We start from the raw sequence: 14019 nt of genomic DNA, 5'->3' as shown, positions 1-14019 counted from the left end.
TGCGACTCAGTGCATCAGGGTTTGCAGGGTGAACGGGTATCGCCAGGACGCGGGACGTCCCTTGGCCGAGAGCTTGTGAAAGTCCACGCCGAAGTCCTGCGCTGCGCCCATCGCCAGCAGTCGCTTGGCCTGTGTCCGATCGATCAGTTGCAACAGCGGAATCTGTCGGTCACGGCCGCCGTACTGGCTGAAGTCCACGCCTTGATCGTAGTCATGCAATTGCACCAGCGCCCAGCCACCGAGACTGAAGTGCCCGCCCAGCAAGACACTCAGGCGACGGTCCAGCAGTGCCTGCAACGCCGCGGGTGAATTGTTGATCGCGCCGAACAGCACGCCTTTTCCTGGCACACCTCCGACTTCGACATACGCCTGCATCACACCGAACGCCATCTCGTCATTCGCGGCCCAGACCAGCGACGTCTGCGGGTAGCGCTTGAACAACAACCTGGCCTGCTCGCAGGCGCGTTGCCGGGTCCAGCCGCCGTACACCAACTGCCGCAAACGCACTTCGGGATGCTCGGCCAAGGCACGCCGCAAGCCCTTCTCGCGAAACTGCGAGGACGGGGTGATTTTCAAACCGGAAAAGGCCAGCAATTCGATCGTCTGGCCGGGGGCCACCGGGCCGTGCTGTCGGATCAGTTCCTTGAGCATCAGGTAGCCGCCCTCCTCGTCATTGGGCACCAGGCTGCCGAGCAAATCGGGGTACTTGTCAGGTTGGGCACCGATCAGTTTCGTCTGATCCGGGGTCAGGGCATTGTTGACCATGAACAACTTCACACCGCTGTCTTTGGCCAGCCGCAGGATTTCGGGGGCGATGTATTGCTCGTTGACGAAGACCAGGTAGTCGGGACGATGGTGGCCCTGAAGGGCTTCGCGAGCCTGCTGGATGGTGATTTCGGAGACGCGGTCGGAATACTGGATGCGCAAGTCCATCCCCAGGTCGGTCGCCGCGGCTTGCATGAACTGTGAGTAACTCACCCAAAAAGCTTCCGTGGGGGTTCCCGGGTTCAGGAACAGCACTGACGCCGCCTGGGCACAAGGTCCCACGACCATGCCCAGCGCCAGTAATACGCCACATAGAAACTTCAACATTGGTCGTCCGAGCCCCCGGAAATTCGCCGCGCATTATAGCCAGCGAACCTCCGTAAAACGGCGACTTTTCCGGTTTTTGTCAGACAATCGTCGGAACCGGGCCCGGACGGGGTCGCTTACTGATGGCTGACCCAGAAAACCGCCGTCCCCACGACCAGAATGATCAGGAACAAAATTGCCCATGCATCAACGGTGCTATCGCTTTTCCGTGCTTTGGTTGGGTTGCTCATTGCATCGCCTCTTGTCGGTTTTATCGGTGATTGCATAAAGACTCGAGCACAGTAAAGACGACGATTGCCCGCACCACAAACAGGGTCTTTGCAACAACGATTCTCATTAGGCGATTTGGTTCTTTACATATGCTCAAACATCACTTTTACGCATAACTGCAAACTGTTATCTTGCCCCGGCTCCGTAGGGAGTGCGCGGCCGTGCGCGCAGAATTGCCGAGGTTTTATCGGACGCCAGCAAGCCAAAAAACGCCGCTGTTTCCGACCGGCCCAAGCCTGAGAACAGGACTTATATGTACGTATACGACGAATACGATCAGCGGATCATCGAGGACCGCGTCAAGCAGTTCCGTGATCAGACCCGACGCTATCTGGCAGGCGAGCTGAGCGAAGAAGAATTCCGCCCGCTGCGCCTGCAAAATGGCCTTTATATCCAGCGTTTCGCGCCTATGTTGCGAGTCGCCGTGCCATACGGCCAACTGACTTCGCGCCAAATTCGCATGATGGCCAAAATTGCCCGCGACTACGACAAGGGCTACGCCCACATCAGTACCCGGCAGAACGTGCAGTTCAACTGGCCAGCCGTGGAAGACATTCCGGACATTCTCGCTGAACTGGCCACCGTGCAGATGCACGCGATCCAGACCAGCGGCAACTGCCTGCGCAACGTCACCACCGACCAGTTTGCCGGTGTCGCTGCCGACGAACTGATCGACCCGCGCCCATGGTGCGAGATTGTCCGCCAGTGGACCACGTTCCACCCGGAATTCGCCTACCTGCCGCGCAAATTCAAGATAGCCGTCAACGGTTCGACTTCCGACCGTGCCGCCATCGAAGTCCATGACATCGGCCTTGAGCCGGTGCACAACGCCGCTGGCGAACTGGGCTTCCGTGTGTTGGTCGGCGGCGGCCTGGGCCGTACGCCAGTGGTCGGTGCGTTCATCAATGAATTCCTGCCGTGGCAAGACCTGTTGAGCTACCTCGACGCCATCCTGCGGGTCTACAACCGCTATGGCCGTCGCGACAACAAGTACAAGGCGCGGATCAAGATCCTGGTCAAGGCGCTGACGCCTGAAGTCTTCGCGCAAAAAGTCGATGCGGAAATGGAGCACCTGCGCGGTGGCCAGACCACATTGACCGAAGCCGAAGTGCAGCGCGTCGCCAAGCATTTCGTCGACCCGGACTACAAGGCCCTGGAAAACCAGGCCGCCGCACTGGCCGAGCTCGACCAGCAACACCCGGGCTTCGCCCGCTGGCGCGTACGCAATACCCTGGCCCACAAGAAGCCGGGTTATGTGGCCGTGACCTTGTCCCTGAAGCCAACCGGCGTTGCACCGGGCGACATCACCGACAAGCAGCTCGACGCCGTGGCCGACCTGGCCGACCGCTACAGCTTCGGTCAACTGCGCACCTCCCACGAGCAGAACATCATCCTGGCCGACGTTGAGCAGGACAAACTGTTCGCCATGTGGGGCGAACTGCGCGAGCAAGGCTTCGCCACGCCGAACATCGGCCTGCTGACCGACATCATCTGCTGCCCGGGCGGCGATTTCTGCTCCCTGGCCAACGCCAAGTCGATCCCGATCGCCGAAGCGATCCAGCGCCGTTTCGACGACCTGGACTACCTGTTCGACATCGGCGAACTGGACCTGAACATCTCCGGCTGCATGAACGCCTGTGGTCACCACCACGTCGGCCACATCGGCATCCTGGGGGTGGACAAGAAAGGCGAAGAGTTCTATCAGGTTTCCCTCGGCGGCAGCGCCAGCCGTGACGCCAGCCTGGGCAAGATCCTCGGCCCGTCCTTTGCCCAGGAAGCCATGCCTGACGTGATCGAAAAGCTGATCGACGTGTACATCGAACAACGTACCGAAGACGAACGCTTCATCGACACCTATCAGCGTATTGGCATCGACCTCTTCAAGGAGCGTGTCTATGCAGCGAATAATTAAGAACAACGAGGTCGTCGACGAGACCTGGCACCTGCTGCCCAAGGATTTCAACATCGACGAGATCAGCAACTGCGACGACCTCATCGTGCCGTTGCAGCTGTGGCGTGAACACAGCCGCATGCTCCTGGCCCGTGACGGCGGTTTGGGCATCTGGCTGGACGCCGATGAAGAAGCCGAGGAGATCGGCGAAGACGTGGCGCAGTTCCAGGTTATCGCCCTGAACTTCCCGGCATTCACCGATGGCCGCAACTACTCCAACGCCCGCCTGCTGCGTGACCGTTACGGTTTCAAGGGCGAATTGCGGGCCATTGGCGACGTGCTGCGTGACCAGTTGTTCTACATGCATCGCTGTGGTTTCGACGCGTTCGCCATTCGCGCCGACAAAGACCCGCACGAAGCCCTTGAAGGCCTCAAGGACTTCTCGGTGTCCTATCAGGCAGCTACCGACGAACCGCTACCGCTGTTCCGTCGCCGCTGACCGTCACGCCTTGAACCCCGGCCCGGGGTTCAAGGCGTTTTACCCTTCCCGCTAAAACACCGGATAATCGGCCAGCGGCATCGGCCGCCCCATGGCGACCCAATCGCGGTACAGCCGGACTCGATCCTCTAGCACCACGAACAACCGGAACGGATTCTGCGCATCGGCCATCCGCGTTTCGACGCACTGCCGCAACCAACCCCACAACTCTTCTGACGTATCCGCCTCGTGGAGCAGCCGCCACACGCGTGCCTGCAGCGACCGATAGCCGACCTCAAAATCTGCCGTCAGGCGCAATCCATCCATGACCCGGAGCAACGTACTGCCCGATGGCTTGACGGCCAATCGTTGCCAGATCTGTTGCCGCGCCTCGCGCACGCTTTCATCGCCCTCCTCCAACCAGGGCGTCGCACCGCCATAATCGGCACCCGGCTCACTCAGCCACAGATTGATACCGGTGCGCTCGCGATGATCGACCAGGCGCAACAACGTCTCTTCATCCGTCAGCGGATTACCCCACAGTTTCACCCGGTCCCGGGAGACCGCCTGATTGAGTATCGCGTAGGGAACCCGGCGGATCCGGTTGCCTCGCAAGTCGAGCGAGGTGAGGTACGGCTGATCGGCGATGCCAATCGGACAATGGCTGATCCGAGTGTTTCTCAGGTTCAATACACGCAACTCATTCAACCCCAATACCACGGGCGGGACAGTCAACGGGTTGTCACTCAGGTCCAGCGCTTGCAGGCTCACCAGATCACGAAATTGCGAAGCCGTGTTCTCCTGAAGCTGAAGAAAGGTTGAACTCAGGTTGAGCGTTGTGAGTCGAGTCATTTGCCGAACCGGTGGAGGCAATACCCCCTCCAGCACATCGTCTGCATTGAGCCGACGCAGATCCACGCGTTCCAGGTTCAGGGAGTGCAGATTGGGAAAACTTTCGAGAAAAGCGTTCAGGCTCTCGCGCTCGATAAGGTGCAGGCCCTGCATCGATAGCTCGACGACCTCATTGAAGCGCACGTTCATCGTCGGCAACCGATGGTAGTCCTCGAAACCCAGATCCAGCCTGTAGCCGGAAAACACCTCACCAGACACCACTCTATTGATCTGCGGCGGGCATTTTTGCCAGATGCTCATCAGCTCATCGCCCAGCTCAATTCGCGTTTCACGCTCGTAATCGATCACGGTTTGCAGCAGTTCGACATTGTGCGCCGCCACCTGCTGAGGACTCATGCCCGCGGCATCATCATCGTCCACAGCGAGAAAATCTACGTCCATGTCATCGACATCCAGCACGGCCTGCTCAACCCAGTGGCGCAGATCGGCATGCAATTGCTGCATCTCGAGAATCAGGCGATCCACCAACGCTTGCGCCCCGGCACCCGCGTTAATAAGCAACTCATCCGCCTGGGCATCGGTGAAATCCGGATACAGATCCTTGACCTGCAGGCGCATGATTTCGTGAGTCAGCGCCGCGGCCTGTGGCGTGTTCGGAAAGCCGCCGCCGCGCAATCCCCTGGCTTCGAAGGGCAACCGCGAATCCATTCGATCCAGGCCGAGTATCAGTTCAGAGCGGGACAAGGCGTGCCCGCCAATACGCAGGCGCAACTGGCTGGCCGCGTCGGGCGAGCTTAGCGACATCACCACGCGCTCCTCCCCTGACATTAGATCGACCAGCGCAGCAAACAGATCCGAACCCTCGCCGTCGGTAGCCGCCACCGTGGCATACCGATAGCGATCACCGGCCTTGATCAAGCGCCGGCAATCCGCCGAATCGAGCGGGCCGCAACGGTCCAGGACCCGACCACTGATTGACCCGTCGAGCACTTCGATGCGCAAGCCTTTCGGCCAACCAGGCAGGCGTTGCAGGGAATGCAACGCCAGGACATCGGAATCGGGATGGCTGACCGAACGCAAGCAGAGGCCCTCATAGGCACGGTTCAGCCGTACATGCTGCTGATACTCTCGCGCCTTGTTGTCCAGGCGCTTGAACAGTTGCAGCGCATCGTCAGCATCGACGGGCCGATCGATGTCGACCCCCGAACGGTCGAGGATCTGCTCCACGGCACTTTTCGGCAAATCGGGGTACTCGCGCTGAAACAGGCGAATCCAATCCTGGTCCGAGTGCTGGAGCGCCTGATAGCGGGCGTTGAACAATCCGGCCCGCGCTTGCGGATCGGCGACGGCCTCGAGCTCCTGATCGAGCTTGAAGCGAGTGATGGTGTCGGCAAGCGACGGCGTCGGCGCACGACCGGCCTGCATCAGACGCAGCATATCGTCGTCGACCGTGCTGATCCGCGCGATCTGCGCCAATACCTCATCACTGAAGGCCGCAAGCGGTGCGCAAATGCCACGCATCAACTCCACACGTGTCGACACCGGTGCCGAAACCGACCCGGTTGTGGGCTCGGCCGGCGCTCCGGGATGCGGCTCGTTCCCGGGCTCCCCCGGCTCGTGCAGCGTTCCGGCGATTTTCTCTTCGCCCTTGAGTGCCGCCACCGCCCCGACCAACGGGAGTGCATTGAGCAAGCCGAACACCGTACGCGTCACGCCTTCGGATCGCTGCTCCGGTGTTTTACCGTTGATGGCCTGATCGAGGCCATAACCGGCGTCGATCAGCCCGGCCAGCACCAGGACGCCCTCACCTCCCGGAATGAACAATGCCAAAGGTCCCAGCCGGTTGATCCATTGCACAAGCGGTTCCACCACCGCGCTCAGGTTGTCGCGATTGACCTGGGCATCGTCACGGATGGTTTTGACGCTGGCCATGGAGGCCTGCTTCATGGTCAGTACCAGTTGCGCGAACGGATCGGTGTCGGCTGGCGCACGCTCAAGGTCGATGTAGTCCTGCGGGTCCCAGAAACCGTCGTTGTTGAAGAACCCCGCGTTCTTTTTCAGCCAGTGCTCCTTCGGGTAAACCGCCGTGCCCTCCAACGCCGTCAATACGCCCGCATGGAAGGTGCCGTCTTCACGATCGTCCTCGGCAAAATGCGCGACCAGCGCTTGCCGTGTGGCGGCAACCCTGCCTTGGGCCACGATCCATTGGCGCAGGTGCCGCCAGTCGGCGAATTCATGTAAGGGTGAGGAGTTGCCGGGAATATTCAACAAGACCCGGCCGCTGTGACGGTGGCGATAACACCAGATATCGTCCGATGTGTAGCGATAGATCGTCAGCCGACCAACTTCGATCGGCGCACTGACGCGAGTGGGCGCCTGCACCTGATCGATGGTCAACGCACTCCAGGCCTGCTCCGCTGGCAAGCCGGCGGCCTGCATGGCCAAGGCCAGGCCTTCCTGACTCAAACTGCCCTCCTGATGTTGCAGGCAGGCGCTCATGATAAAGGCGGCCTTGGCCGAGGTTCTCAGGTCGTAAGGCTGCGCCTGGGCGATTCGCTTGTCGGAGGGCCAGGTGCGATCAAGGTAAGCCTGATAGAGGGTTTGCAGATCCAGTTCCCACACCCACTGTTTGAACGCCGCTGGCCTCAGGGCAATTTGCGTTGCCGGCCCATACATCTGGGGCGAGGCCCGGCGATAGATGCCTTCGTAGGTATGGTGGTTGCCATTGCCGTGGTCGGCGAATTCATCGACATGCGCCACGATGCGAATGGACGGGCCGACATCGGGCGGTGTGAACAAGCCCAATAGGCTTTCGGCAAAACGCCCGTCACCGACGGTCTGGTAGTTCGCCAGCAACGCCTGCACCAGGGTTTGCGTGTTTGCCACCTGGCCTTGCTCGATGCCGTCCTGCGGCGGGTGCCCGCGGTAGCGGTAATCCAGCGTGACCAACAGGGCGTTTTGCGGGTCGATGTCTTGCGCCCATTTTGCCTTGATCAATTGCGCACCGAACTGCTCGGGAGACTGCGGTAAAGCCGCGTTCACCACAGATTTCAGTGTTTCGCGCAGCGGCGCAGGTTCGGAATGAAGCGGTGTCTGATGGTCATTCATGTGCATTCCATGGCAACTGTTTTTGGAACACCAACATAACCAGCCACCGCGTTGCCGAAAGCAGGAACGGTCGCCTGCTGGCTACAGAGATTTCGCCGTGCCGTGGAGGACATCGGGCAGGCATTCGCAGGCAAAAAAAAACCGGGGCAAATGCCCCGGCTGGATGTTTTGTTGTATCTCCTGGCCCGTTACCAGAAGCGTTGCTGGGTCAATCGGCTCCACCAGTTCAGCAGCACACGATCGACCGAGCCGCTGGCGGCCATGCCAATGCGCTCCGGCAGGCTTTTACGTTCGGCGTAATGCAAGTGATAGAGCTCGGACTTGCTGGCGCGCTCGGAGAGGTATTCATCACTGGTCTTGAGTTCGTCGACCAGTTGTTTGTCCAGCGCTGCGACACCGAGCCAGATTTCGCCGGTGGCCACTTCATCGATCGCCAGTTGCGGGCGATAGCGCGACACGAAGTTCTTGAACAGTTGATGGGTGATGTCCAGGTCTTGCTGGAACTTCTCCCGGCCCTTCTCGGTGTTTTCGCCAAACACAGTCAGGGTGCGTTTGTATTCACCGGCGGTCAGCACTTCGAAATCGATGTCGTGCTTTTTCAGCAAGCGATTGACGTTGGGCAACTGCGCCACCACGCCAATCGAGCCGAGAATCGCGAAGGGTGCACTGATGATCTTCTGCCCAATGCACGCCATCATGTAGCCGCCACTGGCCGCGACCTTGTCGATGCACACGGTCAAGGGCACGCCGGCCTCACGGATTCGTGCCAGTTGCGAGGAGGCCAGGCCGTAGCTGTGAACCATGCCACCGCCGCTCTCCAGGCGCAGCACCACTTCGTCCTTCGGTGTGGCCAGGGTCAGCAAGGCAGTGATTTCGTGGCGCAGGCTTTCGGTGGCCGAAGCCTTGATATCGCCATTGAAATCCAGCACGAACACCCGGGGTTTGGCCTCGGGTTTTTTCTTCTGCTTTTTGTCGGTTTTAGCCTGGGTCTTGCGCAAGGCCTTGAGCTGGTCCTTGTCGAGCAAGGTCTGCTCCAGGCGTTCGCGCAGCTCTTTGTAGAAATCATTGAGCTTGCTAACCTGCAACTGGCCGGACGACTTGCGCCGCCCCTTGCTGCGCAAGGCCGCAAAACTGGCCAGGACCACCAGAATGGCAATCACCAGGGTCACGGTCTTGGCCAGAAATATGGCGTACTCGGAAAAAAACTCCACAGGGACTCCTCAAACGATGCGCGGCTCGAACGCGCGCGGGATACCTCCAGCATACCCATGCGCCGACCTTGCGACCAGCCGTCAAAGCCCTGACAACAGGCCTGTAACGGGCATTTCAAACAAGCGTATGTTTTTTCATTGACAGCACACCGCCATCCTCATAACCTCGCCAAACCTTCAACGTACCGGGAAGACGCGGACGTGGGCAGCATCTATTTGATTCGACATGGCCAGGCCTCCTTTGGTGCGGACGACTACGACGTCCTGTCGCCGACCGGCATTCGTCAGGCTGAAATCCTTGGCCGGCACCTGGCCGAACTCGGGATCAGCTTCGACCGCTGCCTGGCGGGAGATTTGCGCCGCCAGCAGCACACGGCCAACAGCGCGCTGGAGCAATTCGCCGCGGTGGGCCTGCCGGTGCCGCTGCTGGAAACCGACTGCGCCTTCAACGAGTTCGACGCCGATGCGGTGATCCGCGCGCTGTTGCCGGCCATGCTGCCGGACGAACCCGAAGCCCTGGACATCCTGCGCAACGCCGCGCAAAACCGCGGTGAGTTCCAGCGTATCTTCGCCCTGATCATCGAACGCTGGCTGGCCGGCACCTTTGACACACCGGGCCTGGAAAGTTGGCTGGGGTTTGTCGAGCGGGTGCAGGCTGGTCTGCACCGCATCCTCGACCAGGCCGACAACACCCAGAAAATCGCCGTGTTCACATCCGGCGGTACCATCACCGCCCTGCTCCACCTGATTACGCAAATGCCTGCCCGGCAGGCCTTTGAATTGAACTGGCAAATCGTCAACACCTCGCTCAACCTGCTGAAGTTTCGTGGTCGCGAGGTGTCCCTGGCTTCCTTCAACGGTCATGCGCACCTGCAACTGTTGAAGGCCCCGGAACTCATCACGTTTCGCTGAGTCCGGACTTTTGTGACCCTGGCTGTAATCACCCAGCTCTTATTACCCAGCTCTTATTACTCAAGAAAGGATCGAACCATGACCTCCGTAGCAGACGCCGTACAAGCAATGAAAGCCAAGTTCAACCCAGCCGCTGCTGCCGGTCTGGACCTGGTTTTCGGTTTCCGCATCGACGACACCAAGAACTTCTCGCTGATCGTCAAAGACAGCACCTGCGAGCTGCAGGAAGGCGAGAACCCGGACGCCCAGGTGACCCTGGTGATGGACGGCGAAACCCTGGAAGGCATCGTCGACGGCTCGACTGACGGTATGCAAGCGTTCATGGGCGGCAAACTGCGCGCTGAAGGCGACATGATGCTGGCGATGAAACTGTCCGAGCTGTTCCCGTCGTAAGCACTGGGCTCCCGAACTTCGGGAGCGTGCCTGCTGCAAACGAATCCCGCCCTTAGTGGCGGGATTCGTCGTTTCTGCCTTCCCTGTGGCGAGGGGGCTCGCCCCCGTTCGGCTGCGTAGCAGTCGTCAATCCGAAGCCCCGCTATGTTTGAGCGGGTCTAAAGGGCCGCTTCGCGCCCCAACGGGGGCAAGCCCCCTCGCCACAGGGTATGAGTGGTACCAATGAGGTATCCGCTCTTACAATGCGAGCACTTACAACACCGGCCGCCCCATGGACATCGACCTCGCCCGCACCTTCCTCGAAATCGTCCGCCATGGCAGCCTGGCTGCCGCCGCGGAAAAACTCCATGTCACCCAGACCGCGATCACCGCGCGGGTGCAAAAACTCGAGAGCCAGCTGGGCAGCACCCTGTTCGTGCGCAATCGTGCCGGTGCCCGCCTGACGCCCAACGGTGAAGCGTTCGTGGTGTACGCCAATCAGCTGGTGCAAACCTGGGAAGCCGCGCGGCGTGATTTGCCGTTGCCCGAGGGTTATCGGGATGTGCTGCACATCGGCGGCGAGGTGAGTCTGTGCAACCCGCTGATGCTCGGCTGGGCCGGCGAAATTCGCCAGAATATCCCCAGCCATGCCCTGCGCATGGAAATCCGCGACGGCGAAAACCTGCTGCGCCAACTGGAGTTGGGCGTTCTGGATGCCGCGCTGGTGTATCAGCCCGAGTACTGGCCGCGCTTGCAAGTCGAGCAGATTCTCGAAGAAAAACTGATTCTCGTGCGCCAGGCCGACAAGCCCGATCCCTATGTGTACATCGATTGGGGCAGCGAATTCCGACGCCAGCACGACGCTGCCCTACCGGAAAAAGCCAAGGCCGCGCTGAGTTTCAATCTCGGCCCGCTGGGCTTGCAGTACCTTCTCGAAAACGGCGGCAGTGGCTACTTCCGTACCCGCGTCGTGCAGAGCTATCTGCAAAGCGGCGCCCTGGAACGGGTGCCCAAGGCGCCGGAATTCAGCTACCCGACCTATCTGGTCTACTCGCGCGATCGTGACTCGCCGACACTGCAACGCGCCTTCGACCTGCTGCGCAAGGTCATCGATTCCGACGAAGACTGGTCGCAACGCTGGGATCCGCTGACCTGAGACCGGTTTGCACCGGATCATGGCCGTTGTGTCCTCAAGGTTCGCTCCGTCAAATCACCGGGATCGGCTAATCTGAAAGAGATAACAAAAACGACAGGTGATTGCAGTGAGGCAGACCACCGAAGGATTCCGCAGCCGTTACCGCGCCGACATTCATCCGCTCTACAACCCCTGGCTGCACGGCGTGTTTGTCCTGGTGTTCGGGGCAGTGGCGATTAGCGCTTTCTGGAGCAACGTACATCAGGTGCGGCCAGCGGAATGGCTGGCGGTGCCCGTCACGCTGCTGTTGTTCAACCTCGGTGTGTACATGGTGCATCGCCACCTGGGGCATCATAAAAAGAGCTTCGCCCGGCTGTTTTATGCCCGTCACGCAGTCGACCACCACAGTTTTTTCACCCCTGGCCACATGACCTACGACAGCGCCCGCGACTGGCGGGTGATTCTGTTTCCGGCGTGGCTGATCGTGCTGCACACCCTCGCGGTCGCCCTGCCTCTCTGGTGGCTGCTCAAGCACATCAATACCAACGTCGCCGGATTGGTCGGCGGCCTTCTTGTCCTCGGTTACCTGACTTACGAAGTGTTTCATGCCTGCGAGCATCTGCCGTCGCGCAACCTGGCCACACGATTGCCGTGGATCCGCCAGATGCGCCGGCTGCACGAACTGCATCACCGCCGCGAATTGATGCAGGAGCGTAATTTCAACATCGTTTTCCCGCTGATGGACTACCTGTTCGGCACCCTCTATTGGGAGCCGGAACCTGCGCCGCTCAACCCGACGAGAACGCCCATGACCCGCATGCAGCATCAGATTGTCATTGCCGGAAACCCGGTCGAGGTACTTGCCTACGCCAGCACCGTGACCCTTTGGCCGCAATGGCATCCGTCGTCGCTGCGCATCGATGGGCCAAAAGGTCCGTTGTATGCCGGCGCACGTTTCGAGGAAGACATCCGTGCCGGCGGGCGCGACGGGCACTTGAGATGGGAAGTGACGGAATATCTGCCCGGACGGCGCTGGAGCGCTGAGGCCCGGGGTGATCACGGCCTGTCGCTGGTGGTGACCTATGAATGCGATGCCACAGGCGAGGACACCCGCTTCGTCCGCACCCTTGAGTATCAATTCAGCGGCCTGGCGATGCGCATTGCCAACCGGTTGTTGCTCAAGCGGCGCATCGATCGGGAATCGGCGGCGTCGATGCTGGCGTTGCGCGACATGGCGCAGAAGTACCTGGTGGCGACAGGGGTCGGCGCGTGAGCAGAACCTTCAAATGTCTGTTGCTGGTCATCGTCGTTATCGGCGCCTTTCTGTTGCTGATGCCGACCAAGGTGCGACCGGTGGCCTGGACACCACAACCTGCGCCGTCCCTCACCAGCGGAATCTACGCCGACAATCAGCGGCTCAAGGGGGTGGAACGCGTGGGTGCCGCCAACATCGACGGGCCGGAAGCCTTGCTGCTGGAAAACGACACACTCATCACCGGCCTGCACGACGGTCGCCTGATCCGCACGAGCCTGGACGGCAAGACCACCAAAGTCCTGGCCGTTACCGGTGGCCGGCCACTGGGTCTGGCCCGGCATCCCAATGGTCTGCTGGTGATCGCCGATGCCGTCAAAGGCTTGTTGTCCCTCGACGCCCAGGGACGCCTGGTGGCCTTGACCACAGAGGCCGGCGGCGTTCCCTTCGGTTTTATCGACGATGTGGTTATCGACAAACCTGGTCACTACGCTTATTTCAGCGATGCTTCGAGCCGCTTCGGCTATGGTCACGACGCAGAGGCCGTGATCGAACACGGCGGCGACGGTCGACTGCTGCGCTACGACTTCCAGACCGGCAAGACGTCGGTTGTGCTGGATAAGCTGGAGTTTGCCAACGGCGTGACCCTGGGACCGGACGATGCCTATGTACTGGTCAATGAAACCGGTGCCTACCGCATCAGCCGTTATTGGCTCAGCGGTCCGAAGGCCGGTACCCACGACCTGTTTATCGACAACCTGCCAGGGCTGCCGGACAACCTGTCGTTCAATGGCCACGACCGCTTCTGGGTGGCCCTGTATGCCCCCCGAAACCCATTGCTCGACGCCACGGCGGCGCATCCGTTGGTACGCAAGATGATCGTGCGGGCCATGACCGTCTTGCCCAAACCCGTGGAAAAACGCGGATTTGCCCTGGGCCTGGACCTTGAGGGCAAAGTGATCGCCAACCTGCAGGACGGCAGCAGCGACAACTACTCACCGATCACCACGGTGCGCGAGTATGGGGACTGGTTGTATTTCGGTTCACTGAAAGCGCAGAACATGGTGCGATTGCCGTTGAGCAAGGCATTGCAATGAGCAGTCCCCCTTCCTGAATTCACCGAAGACCCCCTGTGGGAGCGGGCTTGCTCGCGAAGACGTCAGCACATTCAACATCGACATTGACTGGCAGGCCCAATTCGCGAGCAAGCCCGCTCCCACAGGGACAGCGTTCACTCAGTGTCCGAGTCGACACCTTCATCTTCCGGCCATTCATCAATGCCCGGCTCTTCCTCGGGATTGACCGTGGTGTGTTCGGGGCTCAGCGGTTCGGGATGAGTGGGGATCGGGTCGTAGCCGCCCTGTTGTTCACTGGGATATTTTGGCTGGGTCATGAGGCACCTCGTTGAGAGCCGTAACATCGTCTCTGAGCATTCGAGGTGCCGGT

11 protein-coding genes are annotated in these 14019 nt (G+C 60.4%); 7 read left to right on the top strand and 4 right to left on the bottom strand.

Annotation, left to right across the window (positions count from 1 at the left end):
- Positions 1-6: 6 nt before the first annotated feature.
- Positions 7-1092, bottom strand: coding sequence for an ABC transporter substrate-binding protein (locus KGB28_RS05010; protein ID WP_223442963.1), 1086 nt, complete (start codon positions 1090-1092; stop codon positions 7-9).
- Positions 1093-1615: 523 nt separating this feature from the next.
- Here KGB28_RS05010 and KGB28_RS05005 point away from each other — a divergent pair.
- Together KGB28_RS05005 and KGB28_RS05000 are read left to right on the top strand one after the other, a co-directional pair.
- Positions 1616-3274 (top strand): nitrite/sulfite reductase, encoded by a 1659-nt coding sequence (locus KGB28_RS05005; RefSeq protein WP_223442960.1) that lies wholly within the window; start codon positions 1616-1618, stop codon positions 3272-3274.
- Positions 3258-3752, top strand: a complete 495-nt coding sequence (locus KGB28_RS05000; RefSeq protein ID WP_150723618.1) for a DUF934 domain-containing protein — start codon at positions 3258-3260, stop codon at positions 3750-3752. The genes KGB28_RS05005 and KGB28_RS05000 overlap by 17 nt, the downstream gene beginning before the upstream one ends.
- 51 nt (positions 3753-3803) lie before the next feature.
- On the opposite strand, the gene KGB28_RS04995 is transcribed toward KGB28_RS05000, so the two are convergent.
- Together KGB28_RS04995 and sohB are read right to left on the bottom strand one after the other, a co-directional pair.
- The gene (locus KGB28_RS04995; protein ID WP_223442957.1) at positions 3804-7691 is read right to left on the bottom strand and encodes a dermonecrotic toxin domain-containing protein; all 3888 of its coding nucleotides are present in this window, start codon (positions 7689-7691) and stop codon (positions 3804-3806) included.
- 188 nt (positions 7692-7879) lie between these two features.
- Entirely contained in the window at positions 7880-8902 is a 1023-nt protein-coding gene (gene sohB, locus KGB28_RS04990; RefSeq protein WP_223442954.1) for a protease SohB, read from the bottom strand.
- 201 nt (positions 8903-9103) lie between these two features.
- Here sohB and KGB28_RS04985 point away from each other — a divergent pair, with 201 nt between their 5' ends.
- From KGB28_RS04985 to KGB28_RS04965, 5 genes are all read left to right on the top strand, one after another.
- The gene (locus KGB28_RS04985; protein WP_223442951.1) at positions 9104-9814 is read left to right on the top strand and encodes a histidine phosphatase family protein; all 711 of its coding nucleotides are present in this window, start codon (positions 9104-9106) and stop codon (positions 9812-9814) included.
- Between the two features lie 78 nt (positions 9815-9892).
- Positions 9893-10207, top strand: coding sequence for an SCP2 sterol-binding domain-containing protein (locus KGB28_RS04980; RefSeq protein ID WP_008015934.1), 315 nt, complete (start codon positions 9893-9895; stop codon positions 10205-10207).
- A 271-nt stretch (positions 10208-10478) separates the two neighbouring features.
- Positions 10479-11342, top strand: a complete 864-nt coding sequence (locus KGB28_RS04975; RefSeq protein WP_223442949.1) for a LysR family transcriptional regulator — start codon at positions 10479-10481, stop codon at positions 11340-11342.
- A gap of 106 nt (positions 11343-11448) precedes the next feature.
- Complete coding sequence (locus KGB28_RS04970) at positions 11449-12594, top strand: sterol desaturase/SRPBCC family protein (protein WP_223442945.1); 1146 nt, start codon at positions 11449-11451, stop codon at positions 12592-12594.
- Positions 12591-13670, top strand: a complete 1080-nt coding sequence (locus tag KGB28_RS04965; RefSeq protein ID WP_223442942.1) for an SMP-30/gluconolactonase/LRE family protein — start codon at positions 12591-12593, stop codon at positions 13668-13670. The genes KGB28_RS04970 and KGB28_RS04965 overlap by 4 nt, the downstream gene beginning before the upstream one ends.
- Before the next feature lie 134 nt (positions 13671-13804).
- Here the strand turns inward: KGB28_RS04965 and KGB28_RS04960 are convergent, their stop codons facing one another.
- Positions 13805-13966: a hypothetical protein gene (locus KGB28_RS04960; protein WP_223443043.1), complete on the bottom strand. Its 162-nt coding sequence runs from the start codon at positions 13964-13966 to the stop codon at positions 13805-13807.
- Positions 13967-14019 lie beyond the last annotated feature (53 nt).

Source organism: Pseudomonas sp. BF-R-19, assembly GCF_019956445.1.
Lineage (GTDB): Bacteria > Pseudomonadota > Gammaproteobacteria > Pseudomonadales > Pseudomonadaceae > Aquipseudomonas > Aquipseudomonas fluorescens_BH.
The sequence above is the reverse complement of the archived record's forward strand: the minus strand, read 5'-3'. Positions and strand labels throughout refer to the sequence as shown.